Consider the following 19,437-nt stretch of genomic DNA (forward strand, 5'->3'; position numbering starts at 1 on the left):
TGGTACAACGCTGTCGAGCTGCCCCACATGTGGGACCACTTTCGCGCAGCCTCCCTGCCCCAGCTATAGGGGCAGCTCGACAGCGCGCACACTGCGCCCAGGACCCTGGCACCACACCACGCCGATCCGGCATCACAGGACCCGACACCGCACGGTTGAAACACCGCACGGTCCGATATCGCACGGTCCGGCCCACGCGACCCGCGGCGCGTCAGCGCACCGCACGACGATGCTGGACCAGGCGGCCGGGTAGCCGGGCGAGATGGCGACGGCGCCGAAGGTGCCCAGCACCCGGCCAAGCCGGAAGGCCGCCCGGGACTGGTGTGCCCGGGCGGACTCGGCTCCGGGGCGACGAGGTGACCGATGAGTAGCCGGCGAGAAGGTGGTTGACGAGGGTGGCTCGGGCGTTCAGGCCTGCTGGAGCACCTCGGAGACCAGGTCCTTCGCCTCCTGCTGGATCCGGGCGAGGTGCTCCGGGCCCTGGAAGGACTCGGCGTAGATCTTGTAGACGTCCTCGGTGCCCGACGGCCGGGCGGCGAACCAGCCCGACTCGGTGGTCACCTTGAGCCCGCCGATCGACGCGCCGTTGCCCGGGGCGGTGGTGAGGGTCGCGGTGATCGGCTCGCCGGCCAGCTCGGTGGCGGTCACCTGCTCCGGCGAGAGCTTGCCGAGCACGGCCTTCTGCTCGCGGGTCGCCGGCGCGTCGATGCGGGCGTACGCGGGCGCGCCGAAGCGCTCGGCCAGCTCCGCCCAGTGCTCGCTGGGGGTGCGGCCGGTGGTGGCGATGATCTCGGCGGCCAGCAGGCAGAGCAGGAGGCCGTCCTTGTCGGTGGTCCAGGTGCTCCCGTCGCGGCGCAGGAACGACGCGCCGGCGCTCTCCTCGCCGCCGAAGCCCACCGCGCCGTCGAGCAGCCCGGGGACGAACCACTTGAAGCCGACCGGCACCTCCAGCAGCGGGCGGCCCAGGTCCGCGGCGACCCGGTCGATCATCGAGGAGGAGACCAGGGTCTTGCCCACGGCGGCGGCCGGGCCCCACTGCGTCCGGGTGCGGAACAGGTGGCCGATCGCCACCGCGAGGTAGTGGTTGGGGTTCATCAGGCCGCCGTCGGGCGTGACGATGCCGTGCCGGTCGGCGTCGGCGTCGTTGCCGGTGGAGACCTGGTAGTCGGCGCGGGCGTCGATCAGGGAGGCCATCGCGTTCGGCGACGAGCAGTCCATCCGGATCTTGCCGTCGCCGTCCAGGGTCATGAACCGCCACGTCGGGTCGACCGTCGGGTTGACCACGGTCAGGTCCAGCCGGTGCCGCTCGGCGATCTCGCCCCAGTAGGCCACGCTCGCGCCGCCGAGCGGGTCGGCGCCGATGCGTACCCCGGCGTCGCGGATCGCGTCGATGTCGATCGCCGCCGGCAGGTCGTCGACGTAGCGGGCGAGGAAGTCGTACGACCCGGTGGTGTCGGCGGCGCGGGCCCGGGCGTACGGGATCCGCCGGACCTCCTTCAGGCCGTCGGCGAGGATGGCGTTGGCGCGGTCCTGGATCCACCTCGTGGCGTCGGTGTCCGCCGGGCCGCCGTGGGTGGGGTTGTACTTGAAGCCGCCGTCGTCAGGCGGGTTGTGCGACGGGGTGATGACGATGCCGTCGGCGAGCCCACTGGTGCGGCCCCGGTTGTGGGTGAGGATGGCGTGCGACACCGCCGGGGTGGGCGTGTAGCCGTCGCGGCTGTCGAGCAGCACGGTGACCTCGTTGGCGGCGAGGACCTCGAGCGCGTCCACGGCAGCCGGGGCGGAGAGCGCGTGGGTGTCGCGGCCGAGGAAGAGCGGCCCGTCCAGGCCCTGCTCGCGGCGGTAGTCGCAGAGCGCCTGGGTGACCGCGAGGATGTGGTCGGAGTTGAACGCGTGGCGCAGGCTCGACCCGCGGTGCCCGGACGTGCCGAAGGAGACCTGCTGCGCCGGGTCCTGCGGATCGGGGTGCTCGGCGTAGTAGGCGGTCACCAGCCGCGGCACGTCGACCAGGTCGGCGGGCTGGGCGGGCTTGCCGGCCCGGGGATGACTGCTCACGGTTCCACCTTCTGTCCCTTGCCGATCACCACGATGCCGTTGTCGGAGACCGTGTAGCGCTGCCGGTCCTTCTCCAGGTCGACGCCGATCTCGGCCCCCTCGGGCACGATCACGTTCTTGTCGAGGATCGCCCGGCGCACGACGGCGTGCCGGCCGATGTCGACCCCCTCCATCAGCACCGCGCCGTCCACGTGCGCCCAGGAGTGCACCTTCACCTTGGGCGAGACGACCGAGTTCTCCACCAGCGAGCCGGAGATCACCGCGCCGGGCGAGACCATCGAGGCGACCGCCCGGCCGACCCGCTCACCCCACTGGTGCACGAACTTGGCCGGCGGGTAGGTCAGCTGCCCGGTGTAGATGGGCCAGTCGAAGTTGTAGAGGTTGAACACCGGGTGCACGTTGATCAGGTCCATGTGGGCGTCGTAGAAGGAGTCGAGCGTCCCCACGTCGCGCCAGTAGCCGCGGTCCCGGTCGGTGCTGCCGGGCACCTCGTTGTCGCGGAAGTCGTAGACGTTGGCCTCGCCGCGCTCGACCAGCATCGGGATGATGCTGCCGCCCATGTCGTGCTTGCTGGTCTTGTCCTCCGCGTCGCGCTCGACCGCCTCGCACAGCGCCTTGGTGCTGAACACGTAGTTGCCCATCGAGGCGTAGATCTGGTCGGGCGCGTCGGGCAGGCCGACCGCGTCGGTGGGCTTCTCGCGGAACGCCCGGATCCGCCGGCCGTCCTCGCCGACCTCGATGACGCCGAACTGGTCGGCCATCGACAGCGGCTGCCGGATGCCGGCCACGGTGACGCCGGCGCCGGAGGCGATGTGGTCCTCCACCATCTGCCGGGGGTCCATCCGGTAGATGTGGTCGGCGCCGAAGACGATCACGTGGTCGGGCTGCTCGTCGTGGATGAGGTTGAAGCTCTGGTAGATCGCGTCGGCGGAGCCGGCGAACCACCACGGGCCGCGGCGCTGCTGCGCCGGCACCGGGGTGACGTAGTTGCCGAGCAGCGTCGACATCCGCCACGTCTTGGTGATGTGCCGGTCCAGCGAGTGGGACTTGTACTGGGTCAGCACGACGATCTTGAGATAGCCGGCGTTCGCCAGGTTGGACAGGACGAAGTCGACCATGCGGTACATCCCGCCGAACGGGACGGCCGGCTTGGCCCGGTCCGTGGTGAGCGGCATCAGGCGCTTGCCTTCTCCGCCGGCCAGGACGATCGCGAGCACCTTGGCAGCCATGTCCAGACGCTATCTACCCCGCCGTCACTTCACCACTCGTACGGCACAGTTCCACAGCCGGGTGCGGCGGCGCGTTCTGCACTAGGGTGCCGTTCATGAACGACTCCGCCGGGCTGCGCGTCGACCTGCTGACCCGTGAGTACCCGCCCGAGGTGTATGGCGGCGCCGGTGTGCACGTCGAGTACCTGGCCCGGGAGCTGCGCCGGCTCGCCGACGTACGGGTGCACTGCTTCGGCGCGCCGCGCACCGAGGCGGGTGTCACCGCGTACGCCGAACCGGCGGGCCTGACCGGCGCGAACGCCGCGCTGCGGACGATGGGCGTGGACCTGGAGATGGCCGCGGCCTGCGCCGGCACCGACGTGGTGCACAGCCACACGTGGTACGCCAACTTCGCGGGGCACACGGCGAAGCTGCTGCACGGCGTGCCGCACGTGGTGACCGCGCACAGCCTGGAGCCGCTGCGGCCGTGGAAGGCCGAGCAGCTCGGCGGCGGCTACGCGCTCTCCTCCTGGTGCGAGCGCACGGCGTTCGAGGCGGCCGACGCGGTCGTCGCGGTCAGCGAGGGGATGCGGCGCGACGTGCTGACCGCCTACCCGGCGGTGAACCCGGACCGGGTCCGGGTGGTGCACAACGGCATCGACACGGCGCAGTACGCCCCGGACCACGGCACGGACGTGGTGGACCGGCTCGGCATCGACCCGGCCCTGCCCAGCGTGGTCTACGTGGGGCGGATCACCCGGCAGAAGGGCCTGCCCTACCTGCTGCGCGCGGCGCGCGACCTGCCGGCGGACACCCAGCTGGTGCTGCTCGCCGGCGCGCCGGACACCCCCGACATCGCCGCCGAGGTCGAGGGCCTGGTGGCGGAGCTGCGGGCGAAGCGCTCCGGGGTGGTGTGGGTCGCGGAGATGCTGCCCAAGCACGAGGTGATCCAGGTGCTGACCCACGCCACGGTCTTCGTCTGCCCCTCGGTCTACGAGCCGATGGGCATCGTGAACCTGGAGGCGATGGCCTGCGAGACGGCGGTGGTGGCCACGGCCACCGGCGGCATCCCCGAGGTGGTCGCCGACGGCGAGACGGGGCTGCTGGTCCCCATCGAGCAGGCCACCGACGGCTCCGGCCGGCCGCTGGACCCGGACCGCTTCGTGGCCGACCTGGCGGCGGCGATGAACGAGCTGCTCGCCGACCCGGCTCGCACCGCCAGCTTCGGCCGGGCCGGGCGGCGACGCGCCGTGGAGCACTTCTCCTGGGACACCATCGCCGCCCGCACCCTGGAGGTCTACCACTCGGTGCGGTGAGGACCCCTGGCCGTGTCCGGCGCGTGTCCGGCGCGGTCGTCAGCCCGCCGGGGCCGGTACTATGCCGGCATGAGCGCAGAGGCGGTCGGCAGGTCGATGCCCCCCGTGGTGACGCTCGACGATCTGACCGCGATGATGGCCGCGGACGAGCACCATCGGTACGAGATCAGCCCTGAGGGAGTTCTCTCGATCATGCCGCCGCCGGGATACGCCCATGCGATCATCGCGACCCGGCTCATGGTGTGGCTCGCCCAGGGCGGTGTGCCGGCGGACCGCATCGCCCAGGCGGTCGGGCTGCGCATCCCGGGTCGCGGCGGCGGGGTCGGCGGACGCATTCCCGACCTGGTGGTCTGGAGCAAGGCCCAGTCCGACGGCGTGTGGCTGCCGGCCGGTGACGTCCTTCTCGTGGTCGAGATCGTCTCGCCGGGGTCGGAGGGCACCGACACGGTGACCAAGCGCGGCGAGTATGCCACGGCCGGCATCCCGCAGTACTGGATCGTGGAGCAGGACCCGGCGCAGACCGTCACGATGCACACCCTGGACGGCGAGGTCTACGACGTGCGGGCACGCATGCCGCTCGCCTGGTTGCTCAACACCAGCCCCGCCGAGCACGACCTCGGCTGACCGAAGACACGCGCAACGGCGCGAAGCCGGTCACTCGCCACGTAGCAGTTCCATCAGCTCGTCGGTGGACATGCCCTCGGTCTGCTTCGTGCTACCGCGACCGCGCATGTGCCGCACCAGGCGCTGTCCTCTGCTTTCGGCACCGGCTACCCGGACGATCCGCAGCGTCCCGTGCTCCTCCACCACGTCGATCTCGTCGCCCTCGTGCAGCCCGTGCCGTGCCCGCAAGGCGGCCGGGATGGTGACCTGGCCCTTGAGCTTCATCCGGCCTCCCCGGCGGAGGCGTCACTCGACGTGGCGCGGTCGAAGGATCCGACGGGGAAGGTCCGCTGGCTCCGGGGCGACGCCACCGCGCTGCCAGCGGTCGGGGCCGATTTGGCCACGATGACCGGGAACGTCGCCCAGGTCTTCCGCACCGACGCCGACTGGGCACAGGCCCTGCGGGGTATCCACGGCGCGCTGCGCCCGGGCGGCCACCTCGTCTTCGAGACCAGACGCCCCGAGCGTCGCGCGTGGCAGGAGTGGTCGGACGCCGCTCCGGTCAGCCGTGACGTCCCGGGCGTCGGGCCGGTGGAACAGCGGCTGGAGGTCACCGACGTCGACCTGCCGTTCGTCTCCTTCCGGCACACGTACCGGTTCCTGGCCGATGGTGTTGTCGTCACGTCGGACTCGACCCTGCGGTTCCGCAGCCGCGACGAGGTCGAGTCGAGCCTGGCCACCAACGGCTACCGGGTCCTCGACGTGCGGGACGCACCCGACCGCCCGGGCCGGGAGTTCGTGTTCGTCGCGCAACGATCGAGCTAGACGCGCAGGGTGGCGGCGAGGCGGGTGAGGTCGGGCGGGGCGGCCGGTGAGCGGGCCACGGCGGCGACCAGGTCGCGTACCGCCGGCCGGTCGTGCACCTCGCCGCGCGCGGTACGTTCGGCGTCCAGCAGCGCCCGGCCCGCCCGGGGCACGTCGCCGGCGAGGGCCTGCGCGCGGGCCACGTCGAGCAGGTACGCCGCCCGGTGCTCGGGCGGCAGCCACCGCCACTGCCCACCGGCGACCAGCCGCTCGTGGCGTACCGTCGCCGCCGGCATGTCCCCGACGGCGGCCTCGGCCACCACGCGCACCGCCTCGACGGCGGCCTCGGCCACCACCCGCGCCGCCTCGACCGACGCCCGGCCGAAGCCGCCGCCGACCGCTGCCGCCGCCTCGGCCTGGTCGAGCAGGGCGGCCATCCGGCGCTCGTCTCCCCGGCCAGCAGCGGCGAGGGCGGCCTGGAGCAGCAACGTCACGTGCAGCGACGGGGCACCGTCACCAGCCGGCGGCAGGGCACCCTCGGCCGACTCGCCCGGCGGCAGGGCGCCCTGGGCCGACTCGCGCGGCGGGAGACGGCGGGCGGCCACGAGCGCCGTCTCCATCGCGGAACGCCGCCGGCCGACGGCCCGCAGCGCCTGACTCAGCGGTACGGTGGCGACGGCGGCCAGCCGTGCGTCGTCCGTGGCCAGCGCGACGGCCATCCCCCGGTCGGCGGCCAGCCACGCCAACTCCCCCTGTCCGACCTTGACAAGCACCAGGGCGACGAGCCCGTACGCGCGCACCAGCAGTTCGCCGGTGACCGGGTATGGGCGGGCAACCCGCGCCTCCCGGGCGGCGTCGAGCAGCCCGGGCAGCAGGCCGAGCAGGATCGGGTACCGGGCGTGCCGGTAGCTCTGCTCGGCATGGTCGAGGCGAGCCCGCACCTTCGCGACGTCGGGCGGCCGGGACGACGCCTCGACGTGGTAGCGGGCCAGGGCGGCCCGGACCCGCGCCACACCGGCAACGGCGACGTCCGGTTGCCCGATCCGCTCCGCGAGCAGTACCTCCAGGTCGATCCGCAGCGCCTCGGCGACCTCCCGCAGGTTGGACATCCGTTCCAGCGGGCGCACCCCGCGCTCGACCTTGTCCACCCAGCTCTTCGACTTGCCGAGGCGGTCGGCGAACTGCTGCTGGGTCATGTTGCGCCGCACCCGCCACTGGGCGACCCGCCGGCCCACCGGCAGGCCGGTCACCGCCGGCCCGTCCCGCTCACCGCAGGATCCCGGCCACGACGAGCACGAGTACGAGCAGCGCCACCGTGATGCCGTAGGCGTACTGGCGACGGGTGAGCGGCGCGCGCTGCGGGCGGGGCGGACAGGGCACCTGATCTCCGTCGGGGTGCCGAGCGCGGGCACCCGGAACCGGATGCGCCGCCGGCAGCGGCCCGTCAGGCGGACGTTCCTGCATGGTGAGCCTCCTTGCGGTGAGTACGAAGCGTGCAGGTCAGGACGTGGTGCGCGAAGCGTGCGGTGTGGATCAGGGCGCGGTACGGCTCAAGGCGAGGTGCGGGTCAGGGCGGGTCGGGCGGAGAGGACGATCCGCGTTCCCTCGCCCGGCCCCGGGGCGCTCCGCTGCTGACGAGAGAACCCCTGCCATGCCAACTTAGAAGGCACTGCCTTCACAGCCAACAGAGCATGCACGGCGCGTCACTCCGGGTGCGAAGATCGGTTCGCTGACGAGAGGTGGCGCCACCATGCCGCAAGCACCGCTGTATGAGCAGATAATCGCCGACGTCACGGCCTCAATCCGCGCGGGCACCCTTCAGCCCGGCGACAAGCTGCCGTCTATCGCCGAGATGCGCGAGCAGTACCAATCGAGCGCATGGCCCGTGCGATACGCGCTGCGGATCCTGGAGGAGAGAGGCTGGATCGTGACCCGGCAGGGCAAGGGCTCCTTCGTGGCAACCGAACCGCCCGCCTGAACCCCGATCTTCCACCGGCTGGGCATAGCGTTCCGAATCTCGGGATGGCAGTAGATCTTGGTAGGAAACGGCCCTTGGAGGGGCCATTTGGTACCAAGATCTACAAGGCCCCTACCCGCACCCCGCCACCGCGCCCCGCCAACCACCTGCCGCCGGCCGACGCCCCGCCACCGTGCGCCGATGGCCCTGCCGGGGCGCGTCGTCATGCCCACGCCCGCCACCGCCCACCCTCGCCACCGCCCACTCGCGCCACCGCCCACCCTCGCCACCGCCCACCCTTGCCACCGCCCACGCGCGCCACCGCGCCCACGCCCGCTATCGTGGCCAGGGCGATGGGTGCTTGGCCGCGCGCGAAAGGATCTCGCGCAGTAGGTTGAACCGGTGACTGGACGGTTCCCGATCGAAGACGTCTCCCCCGTCGTCTCCTGCGGTCGCTACCCGGCCAAGGCGGTGGTCGACGAGCCCGTGCCGGTGTCGGCCCGCGCCTACCGGGAGGGGCACGACGCGCTCGGCTGCAACGTGGTCTGGCGCGGTCCCGACGGGCGGGCCCGACCGTTCACCCGGATGCGCCCCGGCGAGCCCGGGCAGGACCGCTGGCACGCGGTGATCCGCCCCGACGCGGTCGGCGAGTGGGTGTTCACCGTCGAGGCGTTCCAGGACCCGTACCTGACCTGGCAGAACGCGGTCACCAAGAAGATCGCCGCCGGGCAGGGGCCGGCGGACCTGGCCAACGACCTCGCCGAGGGCGCCCGGGTGCTGACCGCGGCCGTGGAGCTGGTGCCGGCCGGCGACGCGGGGCGGGTCCGCGCGGCGGTGGCGGCGCTGGGCGACGCCGACAGGGAGCTGCCCCGGCGGGTCGCCCCCGCGCTGGAGCTGGCCGACCTGCTCTGGGAGCACCCGGTCCGCGAGCTGGTCACCACCGGCGCGGAGCACCGGCTGTGGGTGGACCGCCGGCGGGCGCTCTTCTCCGCCTGGTACGAGTTCTTCCCCCGCTCGGAGGGGGCCGTCCCGGCCACCGCCGACGCGCCGGCGCGCTCCGGCACGTTCGCCACCGCCGTCGAGCGCCTGCCCGGCGTCGCGGCGATGGGCTTCGACGTGCTCTACCTGCCGCCGATCCACCCGATCGGCCGGGTCAACCGCAAGGGCCCCAACAACTCGCTGACCGCCGGGCCGGACGACGTCGGCTCGCCGTGGGCGATCGGCGCCGCCGAGGGCGGCCACGACACCATCCACCCCGACCTGGGTACGCCGGAGGACTTCCGCGACTTCGTCGCCGCCGCCGCCGAGCAGGGCCTGGAGGTGGCGATGGACCTGGCGTTGCAGTGCGCGCCGGACCACCCGTGGGTGACCGAGCACCCGGAGTGGTTCACCACCCGGGCCGACGGCAGCATCGCGTACGCGGAGAACCCGCCGAAGAAGTACCAGGACATCTACCCGGTCAACTTCGACAACGACCCGGAGGGCATCCGGGCCGAGGTCCTGCGGGTGGTGCTGCACTGGATCGGCGAGGGCATCCGGATCTTCCGGGTGGACAACCCGCACACCAAGCCGTTCGACTTCTGGCACTGGCTGATCGCCGAGGTGAAGAAGGTCGACCCGGACGTGCTCTTCCTCGCCGAGGCGTTCACCCGGCCGGCGATCATGCACGGGCTGGGCAAGGTCGGCTTCACCCAGTCGTACACGTACTTCACCTGGCGCACGTCGGCGGCGGAGATGCGGGCGTACTGCGAGGAGCTGGTCGAGGCGGCCGACTACATGCGGCCCAACTTCTGGCCGAACACGCCGGACATCCTGCACGAGTCGTTGCAGCACGGCGGCCCGCCGATGTTCAAGATCCGGGCGGTGCTGGCCGCGCTGCTCTCCCCCTCCTGGGGCATGTACGCCGGCTACGAGCTGTTCGAGCACGTCGCCCGCCCCGGCGCGGAGGAATACCTGGACAACGAGAAGTACGAGCTGCGCCCTCGGGACTGGGCCGGCGCGCAGGCGCAGGGCCGCTCCCTCGCGCCGTTCGTCGCGGTGCTCAACCGCGTACGCCGGGAGAACCCGGCCCTGCACCAGCTGCGCAACCTGGTCTTCCACGAGATCGACAACCCGGCGCTGCTCTGCTGGTCCAAGCACGACCCGGAGACGGGCAACACCGTGCTCGTGGTCTGCTCGTTCGACTCGCGTGAGGTGCAGTGGGGCAACACCACGCTGGACATGCCCGCGCTCGGCCTCGACTGGCACGACCGGTTCACCGTGCGCGACGAGCTGACCGGCGCCAGCTACGACTGGGGGCAGCGCAACGCCGTACGCCTCGACCCGTACCTGCAACCGGCGCACGTGCTGACGGTGCGGCGACCCGCGCCCGGTGCCGGCCCCGTGCCGGCGCAGGCGGCGCCGGACCTGACCGTCGAAGACGTCCCCGACGACCTCTCGGGCGGCACCGCCCCCACCACTCCCGCCCAGAAGGACGACGCCCGATGGACCAGTTGATCGCCGGCGCCACGCACGACCCGCACGCCATCCTCGGCGCGCACCCGGCCGACGGGCGGACGGTCGTCCGGACGCTGCGCCGGGGCGCCGCCGACGTCGCCCTCGTCGTCGACGGCGAGCGGCACCGGATGCGGCGGGTGCACGACGTCGGCGTCTTCGAGGCGGAGGTCGCGGGCGAGGTGCTCGACTACCGCGTCGAGGTCGACGGCCGGACCCACGACGACCCGTACCGCTACCCGCCCACCCTGGGCGAGCTGGACCTGCACCTGATCGGCGAGGGCCGGCACGAGCGGCTCTGGGAGGCGCTCGGCGCGCGGGTCTTCGACGAGGGCGTGGCGTTCACCGTCTGGGCGCCGAACGCGCGCGGGGTGCGGGTGGTCGGGGACTTCGCGGGCTGGGCGCCGGACGACGGCTGGCCGATGCGCTCGCTCGGCGGCAGCGGGGTGTGGGAGCTGTTCGTCCCGGGCGTCGGGGCCGGGGCCCGCTACAAGTACCGGATCCTGGGCGCCGACGGGCAGTGGCGGGACAAGGCCGACCCCCTGGCGGCGTACGCGGAGGTGCCGCCGGCCACCGCGTCGGTGGTGCACCACTCGACGTACGAGTGGGGCGACGCCGACTGGCTGGCGCGGCGGGCCCGGCGGCAGCCGCACCAGGAGCCGATGAGTGTCTACGAGGTGCACCTCGGCTCGTGGCGCCCCGGGCTGAGCTACCGGGAGCTGGCCGAGCAGCTGACCGCGTACGTCACGGAGCTGGGCTTCACCCACGTGGAGTTGCTGCCCGTGATGGAGCACCCGTTCGGCGGCTCCTGGGGCTACCAGGTCACCGGCTACTACGCGCCGACGTCCCGCTTCGGCGACCCCGACGAGTTCCGGCACCTCGTGGACGCGCTGCACGCCGCCGGCATCGGCGTGATCCTGGACTGGGTGCCGGCGCACTTCCCCAAGGACGAGTGGGCCCTCGGGCGCTTCGACGGCACCGCCCTCTACGAGCACCCCGACCCGCGCCGGGGCGAGCACCCCGACTGGGGCACGTACGTCTTCGACTTCGGCCGCCCGGAGGTGCGCAACTTCCTGGTCGCCAACGCGCTCTACTGGTGCGACCAGTTCCACGTCGACGGGCTGCGGGTGGACGCGGTCGCCTCGATGCTCTATCTGGACTACTCCCGCCAGGAGGGGCAGTGGCTGCCCAACCGGCACGGCGGCCGGGAGAACCTGGAGGCCATCGCCTTCATGCAGGAGGTCAACGCGACGGTCTACAAGCACCACGCCGGGGTGACGATGATCGCCGAGGAGTCCACCGCATGGCCGGGGGTCACCCGCGCCACGGCCGACGGCGGGCTCGGCTTCGGGTTCAAGTGGAACATGGGCTGGATGCACGACACCCTGCTCTACACGTCGAAGGACCCCGTCCACCGGCAGCACCACCACCATCAGCTCACGTTCTCCCTGGCGTACGCCTGGAGCGAGAACTACGTGCTGCCGATCAGCCACGACGAGGTGGTGCACGGCAAGGGCTCCCTGGCCGGCAAGATGCCCGGCGACACCTGGCAGCGGCTGGCCAACGTACGCGCGCTGCTGGCGTACATGTGGGCGCACCCCGGCAAGCAGCTGCTCTTCATGGGCTGCGAGCTGGCCGACGACCGGGAGTGGAGCGAGGAGCGGGGCCTCGACTGGTACCTGCTGCACGACCCGGCCCGCGCCGGGGTGCAGCGGCTGGTCGGCGACCTGAACCGCGTCTACCGGGACACCCCGGCGCTGTGGGCGCAGGACACCGAGCCGGCCGGCTTCCGCTGGATCGCCGGCGACGACGTCGCCAACAACACCGTCTCGTTCGTCCGGATCGCCCCCGACGGCGCGACCCTGGTCTGCGTGGCGAACTTCTCCGCCCTGCCGCTGGAGGACTACCGGATCGGGCTGCCGGCCGGCGGCACGTGGGCGGAGGTGCTCAACACCGACGCCCACCACTACGGCGGCTCGGGGGTCGGCAACCTGGGCGCCGTGCACGCCGAGGACGTGCCGTGGCACGGGCTGCCCGCCTCGGCGGCGCTGCGGGTGCCCCCGCTCGGCGTGCTCTGGCTACGCCGCGACTGACCGTACGCCGGAGACGCCTCGGCCGTCCTCCTCGCTGCACGGCTCAGCCGACCGCGGGATGGACAGTCATCTCCCTCTGTTCGACCTCGATCCCGAAGCCCGGAACGACGACCTCGGGGGCGAAGGGGAGCTCCGTGAGCCTGTCCTGCCCCGTGCGCGCGTCGAGGATCAGCGGCCCGTTGCTGGTGGTTCCGTAGACCACGCCACGTCGGGCCGCCGTGATCCTGGGCGCCTCCCGTCCGGAACCCTTCCCGGACACCTGCCACAGTCGCTCGTGGGACGTGGCGTCGTACGCGACCATGGTCCCGTTCCGGTTGGTGAGGTGCTGCGAGCAGACGACGACGCTCTCGTCGTCGTATCGACAGACGCTGGCGCCACCTCCCGTCTCCAGGCGGATGACCTCGCGACCGGTCCTGACGTCGACGATCCCGTTGGGCCCGTCGCCGCGGCGGCCCACCGGGTGCACCTGGAGCAGCCCGCCGCCGAGTGGGCCGTTGATCAGGTTGCCGGCGGGCTTCGTCTCCTCGTGGGTCCACACCTGGGCACCGTCCGACGCGGCAAGCCCGATCGTCGAACTCGGGACTTTGTACGCATCCGCTCCGGACGTCATGCCGGCGACGACGTCGCCGTCGAGGGCTCGGGCCTGAAAGTCGGGCTTCGTCCACCGGATCTTGCCGGTCCTGGCGTCGAGGACGGCGGTGAAGTCGCCGCTGACGCCCGTGTCGTACGAGTCGGTGGACAGCACGACATGGTCGGCGCTGGCCGCCACCACCTTGTCGACCCCGAGGCTGCCGTCCTCGGGGATGCCCCTGTCGTCCACGTCCGACTGCCAGCCGGGCGCGCCATCGGCCAGCCCGAAGCTCGCCACCCGCAGCACGGTGCGGTCGGGAACCGTTCCGCTGCCTGCGATCTTCACCCGGTAGGTCACGAAGGCGGTCGGCCTGCCGTCCACCTCCGCGATCATCGGCCCGGTGTTGCCCAGCCTGACGGGCGGACCGGGCAGCGGCGCACTCCAGCGACGCGCACCAGTGGCCAGGTCGTACGCGGCGAGGGCCTTGTTGCCCTCCAGCAGGTAGGCGGCCCCGTCCCGGAGCTGGAACATCCTGCTGGGCAGAGGTATCCGGACCGGCTTCGCGGCGAAGGCCAGCGGAGGGTCGAGTGCCGACGACTCGGAAGGGCTCGCGGTGGCGGTGGTCTTCGGCGGCGGCGGTGGCGTGTCGTCACTACATCCCGAGACACCCACGGCCAGCGCCAGCACGGCTGCCGAACCGGCGGCAACACGTCGACGCATGAGCCCTCCCGCGATCACGGAAAACGTATCTATCGGCCCGACCCTATCGTCGGCCGGCCAGTTCCCCGGGGCGGCGGGACGCCCCGGGGAACGGGCACGCGCTCAGAGGCGGGTGATCCGGACGGCGTCGGCGACGACGTACCCCTGGGTGCTGGTCCAGCGGCTGACCCCGACGACCTGGCGCGTGCCGGCGGCGAGGTCGTAGGTGCCGAGCACCCGCCACTGCCCGCCGCCGCTGCGCTGGTCGACGGTGGCGGTGACGTTCCCGTTCGCCGTCGCCACCAGGTGCGGGGTGGCGCTGTTGTAGCCGGGGTCGGCCGGGTACCAGACCTCGACCCGGTACGAGCCGGCTGCGGGCAGCGTCGCGGTGAACCAGGCCGGGTCGCTGACCGCCTGCGGGCTGGCGAACCGGTAGTTGGCCCCGTAGCGCGCCGGGAGGTACGACGACGTGCCCCAGGTGGTGGCTGCGGTGAAGCCGCCGGCCGTGGCGTTGTCCACGATCACGCTGAACGTACCGCCGGTGCCGGTGACCACCCGCGCGTTGCTGGCGGCGCTCTCGTGGTGCAGCCGGTCCAGCGCCGTCACCAGGTAGCGGTACGTCGAGCCGGCCGCGGCGGTGGCGTCGGTGAACGTCCCGGTGCCGCCCGAGGCGCGGACCGTGCCGAGCAGGTTGCGGGCGTCGGCCAGGTCGCAGGCGTCGACCGCGCCGTCGCCGGGCAGCCGGTACACCGCGTAGGCGGCGGTGCTGCCGGTGGCGCCGCGCTGCCAGGTGAGGGTCACGCCGCCGGTGCCGCGTACCGCCGAGGTGAGGTTCGGGGCGGCGGGCGCGGTGCCGCCCACCCCGGCCGGTGCCAGCGCGGGCCGGCGGTAGTGGTCGGTCGCCGTCCGGGAGACGGCGCCGATGCGGTCGGCGCGGACGTCCTTGGCGCTGAAGTGGATGTCGCCGACGATCCTCGGGTAGCTGCGGTTCAGCGTGAGGTGGTCGGTCAGCTCGGCCGGGTCCTGCCAGGCGGCGTCCTGCCCGGACGCGCCGGCGCGGTAGGTGGCCTGCCCGACGAGCAGCTGCACGTCGGTGCCGGTCACGGTCTCGGACCACCAGCGGACCAGCTCCGCGTAGTCGGCCGCCGGGTGGCCGATGTGCCAGTAGATCTGCGGGGCGATGTAGTCGACCCACCCCTGCCGCACCCAGCGCCGGGTGTCGGCGTAGATCGCGTCGTACGACTGGAGGCCCGTGGTGCGCGAACCGAGCGGGTCGGTGCCGGCGTTGCGCCAGATGCCGAACGGGCTGACGCCCAGCTTCACCCACGGCTTGGCCGCCCGGATCTTGTCACGCATCTCCCGGACCAGCAGGTTGACGTTGTTGCGCCGCCAGTCGGCGATGGTGCTGAAACCGGCGCCGTACTGGGCGTAGGTGGCCTGGTCGGGGAAGGCCACCCCGCTGACCGGGTACGGGTAGAAGTAGTCGTCCCAGTGCACCGCGTCGATGTCGTAGCGCTTGACGGCGTCCATCATCGCGTCCTGCACGAAGGCGCGGACGGCGGGAATGCCGGGGTTGTAGTAGATGTGTCCGCCGTAGGTGACGGTCCAGCCCGGGTTCTTGCGGGCCGGGTGGCTGGCCGCCAGCTTGGTCAGGTCGGTGTGGTTCGCCACCCGGTACGGGTTGAACCAGGCGTGGAACTCCAGGTTGCGGGCGTGCGCCTCGGCCACCATGAAGGCCAGCGGGTCGTAGCCGGGGTTGCCGCCCTGGGTGCCGGTCAGCCACTGCGACCACGGCTCGTACGTCGACGGCCAGAACGCGTCGGCGGCCGGGCGGATCTGCACGACGACGGCGTTCATCCGACGCTGCTTGGCCAGGTCGAGCCAGCCCCGGTACTCCGCCTGCTGGGCGGCGGGGGTGAGCCCGGTGCGACTGGGCCAGTCGATGTTGGCCACGCTGGCGATCCACATGCCGCGCAGCTGCCGCTTCGGGGTGGCCGGGTCGGTCACGCAGGCCGCCTGGGCGGCGACGGGCACGGTGTCCGGCGCGGTATCCGACGCGGCCCCCGGCTCGGCGGGCGGGGCGGTGGGGGCGGCCGTGGGGAGGGCCGCGCCGAGCGCCAGCGCCGCCACCAGCGCAAGCCCGGACAGGTATCGACCATAATCTCTACGCACGAAAAGATGTTCAATGTTGCCGGCTGGTTGCGCAAGTATCCTTCACAATTTTTCGCCCCGCGAACCTCGCCCCGGGGCCGGACAAGAGAACCCGATGACGCGCCGACCACGGTGCGTGACCATCCAGCCGAAGAGCCCCAATTCTCACCCCGCGTAATCGGCACTTGCCCTGCGGAAAGGTCAGGACTCCCAACCCGACACCAGAAACGGGCGCTACAGGGCACTTCGCTCATTCCGCCGGGGGAACCTCAATGCCTCCGCGCTCGCTTTGCTCTGCAGCCATATACGCGCCACTAACGCAGCGTGCCTGGTGCCGATATGGCTACAGAGCAAAGCGAGCGGAGCGGAAGTAGCCGGAAGGAGGATTCGACCACTCTGCGTAACGCGAGTCGCTGTGACGGCTGCCAAGGAACGCTCCCCCGAGGGCGCGCCGCTCCGGGCGAAGCAGGGCGCTCCGAGCGAAGCAGGCTCCCCGCCACCCGCTTGCCCGCAGCCGCAGCCCGCAGCCGCAGCCACCGCCTGCCGGCAGCGGCGGCGTCAGACGAGGCCGGCGTCGCGCAGCAGCTTCCACAGGCCCGCGCCGTCGGGCGCGGAGAGCCACTTCTGCCCCACCGGCCCCGCCGACGACTCGCCGGCCGGGGTGGGCAGGCTACCGGCCAGCACCGCCTGCGTGGGCGAGAGCCGGCGGATGCCCACGCCGGCCACGTTCTCCGGGTGGGCGGCGGCGAACTCGCGGTAGATCTCCGGGTCGTGCTGCCCGTCGTCGCCGACCAGCAGCCACTTCACGTCCGGGAACTCCTTGGCCAGCCGCGCCAGGGTGACCCGCTTATGCTCCCGCCCGCTGCGGAACCAGCGGTCGGCGGTCGGCCCCCAGTCGGTCAGCAGCAGCGGCCCGGCCGGGTAGAGGTGCCGGGACAGGAACCGGGTAAGCGTCGGCGCCACGTTCCAGGCGCCCGTGGAGAGGTAGAAGACCGGGGCGCCCGGGTGCGCGGTGACCAACCGCTCGTAGAGCACCGCCATGCCGGGCACGGCGTTGCGGGCGTGCTCGTCGAGGACGAACGTGTTCCAGGCGGCGAGCAGCGGCCGGGGCAGCGCGGTGACCATGACCGTGTCGTCGATGTCGGAGAGGATGCCGAAGCGCACCTCCGGATCGAGGATGCGCACCGGCGCCTCGACCGGCTCGGCGTCCGGCAGGCTGATCCGCACCGAGCCCCAGCCGGGAGGCAGGTCCGCCTCGACCACGGCGTCGACGAACCCGCTGCGGTCGGCCCGCGCCTCGTGCCGTTCCCCGCCGGCCTCGATGGTGACCGTGACGTGCTTGGCCGGCAGCGTGGTGAAGCTGCGCCACCCGCGCACCTTCTCCAGCCGGCCGCGCTGGCGGGTGTCCGGCCGGCTGAGCAGCACCCGGCACATCACCCGCACCCAGCCGGGCGCGCCGTAGCCGGTGTACGCGATGACGTTCGTCCGCCAGCCGGTGCGCCGCAGCCGGCGCTCGACCAGCGAGTGCACGGCGTCCTCGATCCGCGCGGCCCGGTGCAGGTTCGGTACGGCCAACTGGCCGGCGGCAGTGGGTGGCACGCCAGCAACCCTGCCACAACCTGGCCACCTCGGCCACGCGAGGCGATCTTCCCCCGGCCGCCGGGAGGGCCCGACGCCCTCCCCGGCCGCCGGGAGGCCCGACGCCATGCCCGCCGTGGTCCGGCGGATCGTCCGCGCTGCGCCGATCCGCCCCGGCCGGCCCCGACGGCGTGAAACACTCCGGTCGGGACGACGACGGGGGCGTTGGTCGTGTCGCAACCAGTGCGCAAGCGTGGGCGGTGGCGTCCGCAGCCCGACCGGCCGGCGCTCGTGGCGCTGCTGTTCGGGCTCGCCGGGGTCGGCTACCGGCTGGTCCTGACCCTGCACACGGTGCCCGTCTCCAACAGCGACGAGGCGACGTTCGGGCTGGCCGCGCTGCACATCGCGCAGGGCCGCGAGCTGCCGGTCTTCCTCTACGGGCAGCGCTACATGGGGGTGCTGGAGTCGTACCTGGCCGCGCCGCTGATCGCGGTGGCCGGGCCGGGCTGGCCGCTGCTGCGCCTGCCGCTGCTGCTGCTCTACGCCCTCTTCCTCTGGCTGATCCACCGGCTGACCCGGCGGATCGGCTCGCCCTGGTTCGCCACCGGGATCGTCGGCCTGCTGGCACTGGGCGGGGAACGGGTCGTCCGGGACCAGCTGACCGCGGTCGGCGGCCGCCCGGAGGTCAAGGTCGCGGTGCTGCTGATGCTGCTGATCGCGGTGGGACTCGCCCGGGGAACGGTGCGCCACCGCCGGCTGGCCGTCGGGCTCTTCGGCCTGCTCGCCGGGGTGTCCGTCTGGTCGGACTGGCTGATCCTGCCCTACCTGGCGGTGGCCGCGCTGGTGCTGGCGTGGGTGGCCCGCCGGGAGCTGCTCGGTTGGGCCGGGGCGCTGCTGCTGGCCGGGTTCGCCGTCGGGATCGCGCCGATGATCCGGGACAACCTGCTCGCCCCGCCCGGCGAGGACTCGCTGTCGGTGTTCCGCGAGATCAGCACCAAGGCCGGGCCGACGCCGCCGTGGTCGCGGCGCCTCGACGGCGGGCTGCTGGAGGGTGTGCCGCTCGCCGCCGGCCTCTGCCCGGTGGACGGCTGCGCCCGCTGGCAGGGCTGGTTCGGGCTGCTCTACCCCGTGCTGCTGGCGGTCGCCGCCGCGCTCGCCGTCCTCGCGTACCGCCGGGCCGCGGGCGCCCCGCGCGGAGAGCGGGTCGGCCCGGTGGTGCATCTCGCGCTGGTCGTCGGCGCGGCGCTGACCCTGCTGTCGTACGTGCGCAGCCCGCTCGCGGCCACCAGCCCGCTGGACAACGCCCGCTACCTGTCGGTGCTCCAGCTCTCCCTGCCGGCGGTGCTCTGGCCGCTCTGGGTGGCGGCGGTCGCCTGCTGGCGGGGCACGGTCGGCGCGTTCGGCCGCCTGGCCGGCGCGCTGGCCACCGCCGTGCTCGCCGCGCTGGCCGCGACCACGCTGGTGGTCACCGTGCTGTTCGCGGTCACCGGCACCGCGGCGTCCCGGACCGAGGAGCGGCAGGCCCGCGAGCTGGCCGACACGCTCCGCGCGGGCGGGCCCCGCGAGGTGTACGGGGACTACTGGACCTGCAACCGGCTGATCTTCAACACGGCCGAGGCGGTGGTGTGCGCGGTGCTCGACGGCGACCTCACCCCCGGGCAGAACCGCTATCCGGCGTACTGGCGGCAGGTGGGGCGGGCCGACCGGCCCGGGTACGTGCTGGCGGCCGGCTCGGCGGCGGAGCGGCGGCTGCGCCGGCTGCTGGGCGACCGGGCCGACGCCGCGCTCATCGCCGACGTGGGCGGGTATCGCGTGTACCACCCCCAGACGCCGGTGCGGCCGTGGCGGTAGGGCCGGCCCGTACGCTGGCCGGACCGGCGCGCGGACGCCGCGCCGAGCCGAGGAGTCA

General features: G+C 73.0%; 14 protein-coding genes. 7 read left to right on the forward strand and 7 right to left on the reverse strand.

Translation table 11 applies throughout. From position 1 onward, the window contains the following. Positions 1–408: 408 nt before the first annotated feature. Entirely contained in the window at positions 409–2,055 is a 1,647-nt protein-coding gene (pgm, locus tag ACGFNF_RS10710) for a phosphoglucomutase (alpha-D-glucose-1,6-bisphosphate-dependent) (protein WP_393167177.1), read from the reverse strand. After that, positions 2,052–3,284 (reverse strand): glucose-1-phosphate adenylyltransferase, encoded by a 1,233-nt coding sequence (glgC, locus tag ACGFNF_RS10715; RefSeq protein WP_132235810.1) that lies wholly within the window; start codon positions 3,282–3,284, stop codon positions 2,052–2,054. Before glgC ends, pgm begins: the two co-directional genes overlap by 4 nt. 95 nt (positions 3,285–3,379) lie before the next feature. Between glgC and glgA the strand changes: the two genes are divergently transcribed. Further along, on the forward strand, positions 3,380–4,579 hold the full coding sequence (gene glgA, locus ACGFNF_RS10720) for a glycogen synthase (RefSeq protein WP_393167179.1): 1,200 nt from the start codon (positions 3,380–3,382) through the stop codon (positions 4,577–4,579). A 69-nt stretch (positions 4,580–4,648) separates the two neighbouring features. Then, complete coding sequence (locus tag ACGFNF_RS10725) at positions 4,649–5,203, forward strand: Uma2 family endonuclease (RefSeq protein WP_357578494.1); 555 nt, start codon at positions 4,649–4,651, stop codon at positions 5,201–5,203. 30 nt (positions 5,204–5,233) lie between these two features. Here the strand turns inward: ACGFNF_RS10725 and ACGFNF_RS10730 are convergent, their stop codons facing one another. Next, positions 5,234–5,467 carry an AbrB/MazE/SpoVT family DNA-binding domain-containing protein gene (locus tag ACGFNF_RS10730; protein WP_393167181.1) on the reverse strand — a complete coding sequence of 78 codons (234 nt, stop codon included), beginning with the start codon at positions 5,465–5,467 and terminating at the stop codon, positions 5,234–5,236. On the opposite strand from ACGFNF_RS10730, the gene ACGFNF_RS10735 reads away from it, so the two are divergent. Further along, entirely contained in the window at positions 5,417–6,007 is a 591-nt protein-coding gene (locus ACGFNF_RS10735; RefSeq protein WP_393167183.1) for a class I SAM-dependent methyltransferase, read from the forward strand. The genes ACGFNF_RS10730 and ACGFNF_RS10735 overlap by 51 nt on opposite strands. Here the strand turns inward: ACGFNF_RS10735 and ACGFNF_RS10740 are convergent. After that, complete coding sequence (locus ACGFNF_RS10740) at positions 6,004–7,236, reverse strand: helix-turn-helix domain-containing protein (RefSeq protein WP_393167185.1); 1,233 nt, start codon at positions 7,234–7,236, stop codon at positions 6,004–6,006. The two genes, ACGFNF_RS10735 and ACGFNF_RS10740, sit on opposite strands and share 4 nt — an antisense overlap. Positions 7,237–7,736: 500 nt before the next feature. Between ACGFNF_RS10740 and ACGFNF_RS10745 the strand changes: the two genes are divergently transcribed. The 3 genes from ACGFNF_RS10745 (at position 7,737) to glgB (ending at position 12,529) form a co-directional block, all read left to right on the forward strand. Then, complete coding sequence (locus ACGFNF_RS10745) at positions 7,737–7,964, forward strand: winged helix-turn-helix domain-containing protein (protein WP_327027548.1); 228 nt, start codon at positions 7,737–7,739, stop codon at positions 7,962–7,964. A gap of 381 nt (positions 7,965–8,345) precedes the next feature. Beyond that, positions 8,346–10,439 carry a maltotransferase domain-containing protein gene (locus ACGFNF_RS10750; RefSeq protein ID WP_357578490.1) on the forward strand — a complete coding sequence of 698 codons (2,094 nt, stop codon included), beginning with the start codon at positions 8,346–8,348 and terminating at the stop codon, positions 10,437–10,439. Further along, a complete protein-coding gene (gene glgB / locus ACGFNF_RS10755) occupies positions 10,427–12,529 on the forward strand; it encodes a 1,4-alpha-glucan branching protein GlgB (RefSeq protein ID WP_393167187.1) in 2,103 nt (700 codons plus the stop codon). The genes ACGFNF_RS10750 and glgB overlap by 13 nt, the downstream gene beginning before the upstream one ends. A 43-nt stretch (positions 12,530–12,572) precedes the next feature. Here glgB and ACGFNF_RS10760 read toward each other — a convergent pair whose 3' ends face one another. From ACGFNF_RS10760 to ACGFNF_RS10770, 3 genes are all read right to left on the reverse strand, one after another. Further along, complete coding sequence (locus tag ACGFNF_RS10760) at positions 12,573–13,820, reverse strand: PQQ-binding-like beta-propeller repeat protein (RefSeq protein WP_393167189.1); 1,248 nt, start codon at positions 13,818–13,820, stop codon at positions 12,573–12,575. Between the two features lie 102 nt (positions 13,821–13,922). Continuing rightward, complete coding sequence (locus tag ACGFNF_RS10765; protein WP_393167191.1) at positions 13,923–15,971, reverse strand: family 10 glycosylhydrolase; 2,049 nt, start codon at positions 15,969–15,971, stop codon at positions 13,923–13,925. 537 nt (positions 15,972–16,508) lie between these two features. After that, positions 16,509–17,549, reverse strand: a complete 1,041-nt coding sequence (locus ACGFNF_RS10770; RefSeq protein ID WP_311412832.1) for a phosphatase domain-containing protein — start codon at positions 17,547–17,549, stop codon at positions 16,509–16,511. A gap of 210 nt (positions 17,550–17,759) precedes the next feature. On the opposite strand from ACGFNF_RS10770, the gene ACGFNF_RS10775 reads away from it, so the two are divergent. After that, positions 17,760–19,379, forward strand: a complete 1,620-nt coding sequence (locus tag ACGFNF_RS10775) for a hypothetical protein (RefSeq protein ID WP_393167193.1) — start codon at positions 17,760–17,762, stop codon at positions 19,377–19,379. The last annotated feature ends 58 nt before the right edge of the window (positions 19,380–19,437 follow it).

This window comes from Micromonospora sp. NPDC048868 (genome assembly GCF_043198195.1).
GTDB lineage: Bacteria > Actinomycetota > Actinomycetes > Mycobacteriales > Micromonosporaceae > Micromonospora > Micromonospora reichwaldensis.